7 protein-coding genes and 1 pseudogene are annotated in these 9095 nt (G+C 68.3%); 2 read left to right on the forward strand and 6 right to left on the reverse strand.

What is annotated here, in order from left to right; genetic code table 11:
- Window positions 1-163, forward strand: a pseudogene (locus ACK5F2_RS12400) (ABC transporter ATP-binding protein); the annotation flags it as partial.
- Here the strand turns inward: ACK5F2_RS12400 and ACK5F2_RS12405 are convergent.
- The 6 genes from ACK5F2_RS12405 to ACK5F2_RS12430 form a co-directional block, all read right to left on the reverse strand.
- On the reverse strand, window positions 148-2691 hold the full coding sequence (locus ACK5F2_RS12405; RefSeq protein WP_409865041.1) for a thiamine pyrophosphate-dependent enzyme: 2544 nt from the start codon (window positions 2689-2691) through the stop codon (window positions 148-150). The pseudogene ACK5F2_RS12400 and the gene ACK5F2_RS12405 overlap by 16 nt on opposite strands.
- Before the next feature lie 78 nt (window positions 2692-2769).
- The gene (locus ACK5F2_RS12410; RefSeq protein ID WP_409865043.1) at window positions 2770-4314 is read right to left on the reverse strand and encodes a methyl-accepting chemotaxis protein; all 1545 of its coding nucleotides are present in this window, start codon (window positions 4312-4314) and stop codon (window positions 2770-2772) included.
- Between the two features lie 169 nt (window positions 4315-4483).
- Complete coding sequence (locus ACK5F2_RS12415; protein ID WP_409865045.1) at window positions 4484-5503, reverse strand: Bug family tripartite tricarboxylate transporter substrate binding protein; 1020 nt, start codon at window positions 5501-5503, stop codon at window positions 4484-4486.
- 85 nt (window positions 5504-5588) lie between these two features.
- Window positions 5589-6704, reverse strand: a complete 1116-nt coding sequence (locus ACK5F2_RS12420; protein ID WP_409865047.1) for a Leu/Phe/Val dehydrogenase — start codon at window positions 6702-6704, stop codon at window positions 5589-5591.
- 195 nt (window positions 6705-6899) lie between these two features.
- Complete coding sequence (locus ACK5F2_RS12425) at window positions 6900-7625, reverse strand: 2OG-Fe dioxygenase family protein (protein WP_409865049.1); 726 nt, start codon at window positions 7623-7625, stop codon at window positions 6900-6902.
- Complete coding sequence (locus ACK5F2_RS12430) at window positions 7625-8656, reverse strand: CDP-6-deoxy-delta-3,4-glucoseen reductase (protein WP_409865051.1); 1032 nt, start codon at window positions 8654-8656, stop codon at window positions 7625-7627. Before ACK5F2_RS12430 ends, ACK5F2_RS12425 begins: the two co-directional genes overlap by 1 nt.
- A gap of 113 nt (window positions 8657-8769) precedes the next feature.
- On the opposite strand from ACK5F2_RS12430, the gene ACK5F2_RS12435 reads away from it, so the two are divergent.
- Window positions 8770-9095, forward strand: a 326-nt coding sequence (locus tag ACK5F2_RS12435) for an NAD-binding protein (RefSeq protein ID WP_409865054.1), incomplete at its 3' end; no start/stop codon positions are given.

Consider the following 9095-nt stretch of genomic DNA (forward strand, 5'->3'; position numbering starts at 1 on the left):
CAGCCAGGGCGTGACGGTGCTGCTGGTGGAGCAGAACGCCAGCCGCGCGCTGCAGCTGGCCAGCCGCGGCTATGTGATGGAGTCCGGCCTCATCACCATGACCGGCGAGGGCAAGACCCTGCTCAACGATCCCAAGGTCCGCGCCGCCTATCTGGGCGAGTGAGTCGGCGCCGCCACGCCCAGGGCCTGGTTCACCAGCATCTCCTGCTCGCGCTGGTGCAGCAGCTGGGAGGCGGTGGCGCCAGCGGCGGTGTTGGGCCGGGCTACGTGCAGCAGTCGGGCTTCGCTCGGGCACAGGGCCTGCAACTCGTCGCGCACAAAGAACCAGGCGCCCTGGTTGAGCGTTTCCTCCTGCGCCCAGACCAGGGTGTCCATGTGTGGATAGCGCCTGAGCAGGCGCTCCAGCGCCGCGCGCGGGAAGGGGTAGAGCTCCTCCAGCCGCAACAGGGCGATGTGTGCTCCGGCAGGCCCCTGGCTCGCGCGCGCGGCCAGCAGATCGTAGAAGAGCTTGCCGCTGCACAGCAGCACCCGGCTGGCCTCGCGCCGGCCGGCATCTGGGTCGTCCAGCACGGGCTGGAATTCGCCGTCCAGCAGGGCTGATAGCGGTGCATGTGAGGCCGGCTGCTTGTAGAGCCGGGTCTTGGGCGCCATCACCACCAGCGGCTTGCGCTGCGGATCCAGGGCCTGGCGGCGCAGCAGATGGAAATGCTGGGCCGAGCTGCTGGGGCAGACCACGCGCAGGTTGTCCGCCCCGCACAGCAGCAGAAAGCGGCTCAGGAAGGCGCTGGAATGCTCCGGGCCTATGCCTTCGTAGCCGTGCGGTAGCAGCAGCACCAGGCCGCTGGGACAGCCCCACTTTTCCTCGCCGCATGACAGATACTGGTCGATATAGACCTGGGCGCCATTGACGAAGTCGCCGAACTGCGCTTCCCACAAGCTCAGGCCGCTGCGATCCTGCACGCTGTGGCCGTACTCATAGCCCAGCACCGCCTCTTCAGACAAGGGTGAGTTGATCACCTCCAGCGGCGTGGCGCCCGCCACCTGGCGCAGCGGCATGAAGCTGCCGCCCGAGCCGGGCTGTTGGTCGTACCAGACGGCCTGACGATGCATGAAGGTGCCGCGGCACACATCCATGCCGGTTAGACGCAGGCCGATGCCGGCGCGCAGCAGCGTGCCGTAGGCGAGGTTCTCGGCCAGGCACCAGTCAATGGGCTGGCGCAGATCGCCGCTCAAGGACTGGCGCCAGTGCGCGATCAGCTCGGCCACCAGGGCATGGGGCTTGAAGCCCATGGGCAAACGGCACATGGCCTCGACCATCTGTCTGAGCTCGTGCTGGCCACCGATGGGCGCTTCGCGCCATAGACTGGTCTGCGCCGGCGGCTGGGTGGACTCGGGCTCTGGCGAGCCCGCACCTGGCGCTCGGGCCTCATCGGCAAAGACGGTGACTTGTGCTGCATTGCCCTCCAGGCCCTCGTGGCGGGCTACCACCGCGTACAGGCGCGGGCTGGTGAGCGTGGGCAGATCGTGTTCCGAGTGGCCCAGGCGGCGGTAGCCCACCAGATCGATCAGCACATCGCAGCCGAATCGCTCGCGGTAGGCCGCGGCCATGCGGGCCGCGCGTGGCAGCTCGGCCAGGGCCTCGGCATTCAGACGCAGCACGGGGGCATCCACCATGCGCGCGATATCGCTGGCGTACTGGGCTTGGCGGCCGTCCAGCGGATTGGGTTCTGTGAAGCCCAGCTGGTTGTTGATCAGGATATGGATGGTGCCGCGCACCGTGTAGCCGGGGCGGCGCGCCAGCATCAGGCTCTCCATCACCACGCCCTGGCCGGCGAAAGCGGCGTCGCCGTGCAGCATCAGGCTGGCGGCCCGGCCGGAACGGGCGCCGCGTGTCATGCCCAGCACCACGGGGTAGATGCTTTGCAGGTGCGAGGGATTGTGGGCCAGGTTCAGCCAGATCGCACCCTGGGGCGTGCTGATGCGGCTGCGCAGGCCCAGGTGGTAGACCAGATCGCGCTGCAGCTCGGGCTGAAGGGGGCGGGCCTCGAAATAGTCGAAGACCTGGGCTGGCTTCATGCCCAGCAGGTTGATCAGCAGATTGACGCGGCCGCGGTGTGGCATGCCCATGAAGATCTCGCTCAGGCCGCGCTGGGCGGCTTCGGCCAGCAGGGCGTCCACCAGGGGCAGCAGGGCCTCGCAGCCTTCCAGCGAGAAACGCTTGGCCTGGGGCTGGCGACGGGCCATATGCCGCTCCCAGTCCTGGGCCTGCTGCCAGCGGGCGTGCAGGGCAGCCAGTTGCACATCGCCGCAGGCCGGCGCCTCGGCCTCAAACTGCTGGTGCAGCCACCGGCGGCGCTCATCGTCACGCACCGCGCTGCAGTCCAGGCTCAACGGTCCGCAGTAGACGGCGTGCAGGCGCGCCTGCAGCTGGGCCACGCTCAGCGGCGCGACGCTGCCAATCGATTCTTGTGGCGCCAGGCCGAAACGCTCTGCGGCCAGCCAGTCGGCTGCCTCGGCACGTGGGGCCTGGCCCAGGGGGTCCAGCGGGGCGCATCGATGTCCATGCTGTCGGTAGGCCTCGATCAGGGCCAGAACTCTGGCATCGACGCCGGGGCTCCGGGGGCCGGGCATGGGAACCGAAGCGCCGAGCTCCGGGGCTTCTGCCGACAAGGGCAGGCGTTCTGTGCTCATCAGTCACTCCCGACGGCCCGTTCAGCGCGCAGGCGGGCCCGGCGCTGGCCGCCTGCGCCAGGCCCGCGGGTCATGCGGCTAGAGGCTGAAAGTGCGCACCGTGTCGGTCAGCTGGTGCGCCTGGTCTTGCAGGGCGCGGGCACTGGCCGTGCTCTGCTCAACCATGGCGGCGTTCTTCTGCGTGGTGTCGTCCATCTGGATGATGGCCTCGTTGACCTGCTCGATGCCGCTGCTCTGCTCACGGCTGGAGGCGGTGATCTCGGCCACCACCTCGCTGACCCGCTTGATGCTGGCGACCACCTGGCTCATGGTGGCGCCTGCCTGTTCAACCATGCGGCTGCCGTTGTCCACCTGACTGACCGAGTCATCGATCAGGGACTTGATCTCCCGCGCCGCGACCGCGCTGCGCTGTGCCAAGTTGCGAACCTCCGCCGCCACCACGGCAAAGCCGCGCCCCTGCTCTCCTGCGCGGGCCGCTTCAACCGCCGCATTCAGCGCCAGGATATTGGTCTGGAAAGCGATGCCATCGATCACTCCGATGATCTCGACAATGCGCTTGGACGAGGCCGAGATGGAATTCATCGTTTCCACCACCTGGCTGACCACCTGACCACCCTTGCCGGCCACCTCGGAGGCCGATTGCGCGCAGCGATTGGCCTCGCCGGCATTGTCTGCACTCAGCCGCACGGCCGCGGTGAGCTGTTCCATGGCCGCTGCGGTCTGCTGAAGAGCGCTGGCCTGTTGTTCGGTGCGGGCGGAGAGGTCGGAGTTCCCCGTCGCCACGTCGTGGGCGGCACCCACGATGGTGTCAGCCCCATGGCGCACCTGGGAAACAATGCGGTGCAGACTGTCCACCATATGCTGCAGCGCACCCACCAGGCGGCCGACCTCGTCGTGGCCTACCGCGCGTTTGACATAGCTCAGCTGCCCGGCTGCGACGGTCTCAGCCAGCTGGGTTGCGTAACGAATCGGCTCGGTGATGGAGCGGGTGATCAGGTAGGCGGTAAAGCCGCCCAGGAGCAGGGCGGCAGCCGAGGCGAGCAGCATGCGCAGAACGGCTGCATCCGAGGCCGACTTGGCCTCTTCGACATCGCGGCTCATGGCCTTGGCCTGATACTCCACCATCTTGTCAATCAGGGCGTAGTAGCGGGCCTGGGGGCCAGGAATCTCGTCCTGAAAGACGAGCATTGCGGCCTCACGTTGGCCGGCGCTGATGAGATCGAAGACCTTGCGCACGACGGTGCCATAGGCCTTTCTGGCCTCGGTCTGCTCGGCAAACATGGCCTTGGCCTCATCGGTGCGCAGCAGTTTTTCGAAGCGCGCGAAGTTCTCGGTGTTTTCGGTACGGATGAGCGCGTATTCATCCATGTACCGCTTCTGTCGCTCCGGTGTGTTCGCCATCAGTATGCGCGACAGTGTGAGCGCGCCGCGGTCACCGACCGCCTTGATCTGATTGCTCATCGCAATCTGGGCGTATCGGTCATCAACCACCTCGTCCATGATGGTGCTGACGCCGCGCAGGATCGTGAGCGCGGTGGCCAGGATGACCAGCATGAGCGCGAACACGATGGAAAAAGCGAGGGCCAGCCGCGAGCCTACCCGCAGGTCGGATAACTTCTTCATGTCTTGCTCCCTTGTGTGGCACACCGGATGTGCAATCCGGGCGGCGCCTGGCCCGATGCAAGGCCATGACGTCGAGAGCAAGACTAGCGTCAAATTCAAGGGCAGAGGGCGGAAACCCCGCGCTGCACTCGGGGTCTTTTCCGGCCGCTTGGCCTGAAGGGCCGTGCCCTCAGTCCAGCTTGGCGCCGGAGCGCTTGACGACGCCCTCGTACTTGGCCAGCTCGCTCTTGACGAAGGCGCCGAACTGCTCCGGCGTGCTGGGTGCAGGCTCGGCCATCAGTGTGGCCATGCGGCTTTTCATCTCGGGCGAGTTCAGGGCCTCGACAAAGGCGGCGTTCAAGGTCTTGACCGTTTCAGGGGCCAGCTTGGCCGGCCCGAAGATGCCGAACCAGGTGTTGATGTCGAATTTGGACAGGCCCAGGGCGGCCGGGCTTTCAGCAATGGCCGGCGTCTCTGGCTGGGCTGGGCTGCGCTTGGCCGTGGTGACGGCGATGGCCTTGAGCTTGCCGGACTTGATATTGGCCGAGGCGCTGGCCAGATTGTCGAAGTTCAGGTCCACCTGGCCCGAGACCAGGGCCAGCTGGGCGGGGTTGCCGCCGGAGTAGGGGATATGGGTCATGAAGACCCCGGCCTGGGCCTTGAACATCTCGCCGGCCAGATGGCCCGCGCTGCCGTTGCCGCCCGAGCCGTAGTTGAGCTTGCCGGGGTTCTTCTTGGCGTAGGCCACGAGGTCGGCCACGCTCTCGATCTTCAGGCGCTGGGCGGTCTCGGTGTTCATCACCAGTACATTGGGCACACGGGCCACCAGGGTGATGGGCGTGAAGTCGCGGATGGGGTCGTACGGGATCTTGCTGAAGAGCCAGGGATTGATGGCGTGGGTGGCCACGGCGCCCATCACCAGGGTCTGACCATCGGGCGCGGCCTTGGCCACCAGATCGGCACCGATATTGCCGCCGGCACCCGCCTTGTTCTCGATGATGACCACACCCAGCTTGTCCTTGACGCGCTCGGCCAGGGCCCGGGCCACGATGTCCAGCGGACCACCCGGCGCATAGGGCACGACCAGACGGATGGGCTTGTTGCCCTGGGCCTGGGCGGGGGAGCTTGCCAGCAAGCTCAGGCCGGTGGCCAGACTCAGGGCGCTGAGCGTCAGCAGGCGGCGGGTCATGTGCGTGGATGAGGTCTTCATGCCTCAAGCCTAGCAGCCCGCAGCCCCAGCGAAGCGCCGCTGTTTCGCAGTGCGCACGCCGGAAGCTTCCGGCGTGCGCCACAGTTCACGCGGCGGGCTTGACCAGCTTGCTGCGGGCCCAGGCATCGGCCACGCGGGCCGGGGTGGAGTGCTCGCTGCGCACGCGCTCCAGCAGCTCGGCCACGCGTTCGCGGATGCGGCCCACCTCGGCCATCACGCGGCCTTCCTCGCCTTCGCCACGGTACTCGCGGGCCACCGAGATGATGCCGCCAGCATTCACCAGGTAGTCGGGCAGATAGGTGATGCCGCGGGCCTGCAGGGCGTCGCCCTCAGCGGCAGTGGCCAGCTGGTTGTTGGCGGCACCGGCCACCAGCTTGGCGCTGATGGTGGGCACGCTGGCGGCGCTGAGCGTGGCGCCGAGGGCGCAGGGGGCCAGCACGTCAGCATCGGCCGCGATGATGGCGTCGATGGCCACGGCCTGGGCGCCGAACTGGGCCTGGGCGCGCTCCACTTTGGCGGCGTCGATATCGGCCACGATCAGCTGGGCGCCGGCCTGGTGCAGGTACTCGGCCAGGTGCCAGCCCACCGCGCCCAGACCCTGGATGGCCACGCGCACGCCTTCCAGCGAGCTGCGGCCCAGCACGCGCTTGACGCCCTCGTCGATGGAGACGAAAACGCCGTAGGCGGTCTTGGGGCTGGGGTCGCCACCGAAGGCGCCACCGTCGCGCGGGATGCCGCTGACGAACTGGGTGTGAGCCAGCATGCCGCGCATATCGGCTGTGGTGGTGCCCACGTCCTCGGCGGTGATGTAGTCACCAGCCAGGGACTGCACGGCGCGGCCAAAGGCGGCGAAGAGGGCGGCGCGATCGAACTCGCCCTGCGGTTTGATGATCACGGCCTTGCCGCCGCCAAAGGGCAGATCGGCCAGGGCGTTCTTGAGGCTCATGCCCTGCGAGAGGCGCAGCGCGTCGTTCAGCGCGGCCAGCTCGTTGTCATAGCTCCAGAAGCGGCAACCGCCAAAGGCCGGGCCGCGGGCAGTGCTGTGAACGGCCAGGATGGCGCGCAGACCGGTCTGGGCGTCGGCAGCCAGCAGCACCTTCTCGTGCGGTGCCTGGTCGGGCAGGCCGAAGAGCGAGCTGGGCAGGGAGGAAGCAGGGGCGGACGCCAGGGCGCGCGCGAGATCGTGGGTGATCGCGTTCATGAAGCGGGGCACTCGTGATGCAGGGATGGGAGTAGCGCCGCCGCGGGGGGCGGAGGTCGCCGCAAGCCGCGCTTGTGGCGCGGCCGGGCGGCAGTTTAGCTGTGCGCGCAGCGCCCCGGCCAGCCGCCTGGGCCTGGGGCCATGCCCGCTTTGCATCAAGAGGCCGCTGCAGGCGGGTGGCACCGCTGCAAGTGCTCAGGGCCCCTGGAAACCGCCTGCGCGCAGGGTCAGGACCAGGGTGTCCCGGTGGCCGTGTTCGGCCGCAGGCTGGATGGGCGTGGTCTCGTGGATCATGCGCTCATCGTCCAGCAGCAGCAGGGTCCAGGGTGCGCTCATGGTGAAGCGCTGGCCCTGGGGGCCACGCGCCTCGAAGACGCGGGATTCGCCGCCCTTGATGCCTGAGCGCTCGATCATGAAGACCGCCACGAAGTCCACGCCGTCGCGGTGCGCGCCCTCGGGGGTGGGGCGGCCGATGCCGTCCGTGGTGTCGATGCGGAACTGGTGCGCCTCGATGAACCAGGGCTGCTCGCCCTTGATAGCCGAAGCCACGCGGGACAGGCCCGTCAGCAGGGCCTGCCAGGCGGGCAGGGCCACGGCCTCGGGCCGCATGGGCTCGAACCAGCGCTCGATGCCGCCGTGCAGGGCGTTGTAGTCCAGTGGCTGCCAGTGGGCGCGGTGTTCGACCTGGCTTAGGCGCGAGCCTTCCGCGACGAAGCAGCTGTGGCGGCGAAAGCGATAGCGGCCACCGTCGCGCAGATAGCCGTCCGGCGGCAGCTCGCCCCAGAAGGGCTGCAGCGCGGCGAGCTCGGCCGCCGTGACGCCAAAGGCCCGCTGCACGGTGGCGGGCGAGATCACCACATGGCCCAGCTCGCGGAGCTGGCTTTCGAAGCGGTCGGCGGCGGCGTAGGGGGGCTCGAACATCAGTGCTTGTCCGCTTCGGAGGTGAAGGCGTCGGCGTAGAACTCTTCGGCCGGCAGCTGGCAGCGGGCGACGAAATCGCGCTGGGCCGATTCCACCATGATGGGCGCGCCGCAGGCATAGACCTGGTGGCCGGCGAGATCGGGGAAGTCGGCCATCACGGCCTGGTGCACAAAGCCCGTGCGGCCGGTCCAGCCGTCCTCGGCCTTGGGCTCGGAGAGCACCGGCACATAGCGCAGCTGGGGCAGGCGGGCGGCGGCCTGCAGGGCCCAGTCGTGCAGATAGAGATCGGCCTGGCTGCGGCAGCCCCAGTAGAGCGTGACCGGACGGCTCAGGCCCAGGTGCTCGATGCGCTCGATGATGGCCTTGATGGGCGCAAAACCCGTGCCGCTGGCCAGCAGCACGATGGGCTTGTCGCTGTCCTCGCGCAGGAAGAAGCTGCCGAAGGGGCCTTCCATGCGCAGGATGTCCTTTTCCTTCATCGCACCGAACACATGGTCGGTGAACTTGCCGCCGGGCATGTGGCGGATGTGCAGCTCGATGGCGGCGGGTGTGCCCAGATTGTGGGGCGCGTTGGCCATGGAGTAGCTGCGGCGCGCGCCGTCGCGCAGGATGAACTCCACATACTGGCCGGCGTGGAACTGGAAGGTCTGATTGGCCGGCAGCTGCAGGCGCAGCACGGCCACGTCGGCCGCGGGCTTGTCCAGGCTCAGCACGCGGCTGGGCAGCTTGAGCACCGGGAACTCGCCGGCGCCGGGCACGGTGCGGGCTTCCAGACTGCAGTCGGTCTGCGGCGTGGCGCAGCAGGTGAGCACAAAGCCGGCGGCCTCTTCCTCGGGCGTCAGGGTCTTGGGCTGGTGGGCGCCGTGGATCACCCGGCCCTCGAGCAGACGGCTCTTGCAGGAGCCACAGGCGCCGTCCTTGCAGCCATAAGGCAGACCCACGCCTTGTCGGATGGCGGCACCCAAGAGGGTCTCCTCGCGTTCCACTTCAAAGACACGGCCGCTGGGTTGGACGGTGACCTGGAAATTCATGGTGATCTGGGCTCTTGTTGCCTGGCGCTGGGACAAAAAACACGGCCCGCCTCAAGGGGGAGCGGGCCGTACACTCGCCCTCTATTTTGCCCGAGCCACCAAAGCCCTTGCCCATGCGCCTGCGCCCCTCGTCCCCCCGTCTCCTGATCATCGGTTGCGGCGATGTGGGCCTGCGGGTGCTGCGGCTGCTGGGCGGGCGATTGCCGGTGTTCGCGCTGAGCTCCAGCCCGGCGCGCTTAGAGACACTTCGTGCGGCCGGCGCCACGCCGCTGTGGGGGGATCTGGACCGGCCCGAGACCCTGGCCCGTCTGGCCGGTCTGGCCGATCGGGTGCTGCATCTGGCGCCGCCGCAGAACCAGGGTCGGGAGGACCGGCGCACGCTCAATCTGCTGCGCGCCCTGGCGCGTGACCGGGCGCCGCAGGCCATGGTCTATGCCAG

The organism is Roseateles sp. (assembly GCF_046300915.1).
Classification (GTDB): Bacteria; Pseudomonadota; Gammaproteobacteria; order Burkholderiales; family Burkholderiaceae_C; genus Kinneretia.

What these genes read in the sequence shown, in the direction of transcription:
- ACK5F2_RS12405 (WP_409865041.1), bottom strand. Translation starts at nt 2,691, where the DNA reads ATGAGCACAGAACGCCTGCCCTTGTCGGCAGAAGCCCCGGAGCTCGGC.
- ACK5F2_RS12410 (WP_409865043.1), bottom strand. Translation starts at nt 4,314, where the DNA reads ATGAAGAAGTTATCCGACCTGCGGGTAGGCTCGCGGCTGGCCCTCGCT.
- ACK5F2_RS12415 (WP_409865045.1), bottom strand. Translation starts at nt 5,503, where the DNA reads ATGAAGACCTCATCCACGCACATGACCCGCCGCCTGCTGACGCTCAGC.
- ACK5F2_RS12420 (WP_409865047.1), bottom strand. Translation starts at nt 6,704, where the DNA reads ATGAACGCGATCACCCACGATCTCGCGCGCGCCCTGGCGTCCGCCCCT.
- ACK5F2_RS12425 (WP_409865049.1), bottom strand. Translation starts at nt 7,625, where the DNA reads ATGTTCGAGCCCCCCTACGCCGCCGCCGACCGCTTCGAAAGCCAGCTC.
- ACK5F2_RS12430 (WP_409865051.1), bottom strand. Translation starts at nt 8,656, where the DNA reads ATGAATTTCCAGGTCACCGTCCAACCCAGCGGCCGTGTCTTTGAAGTG.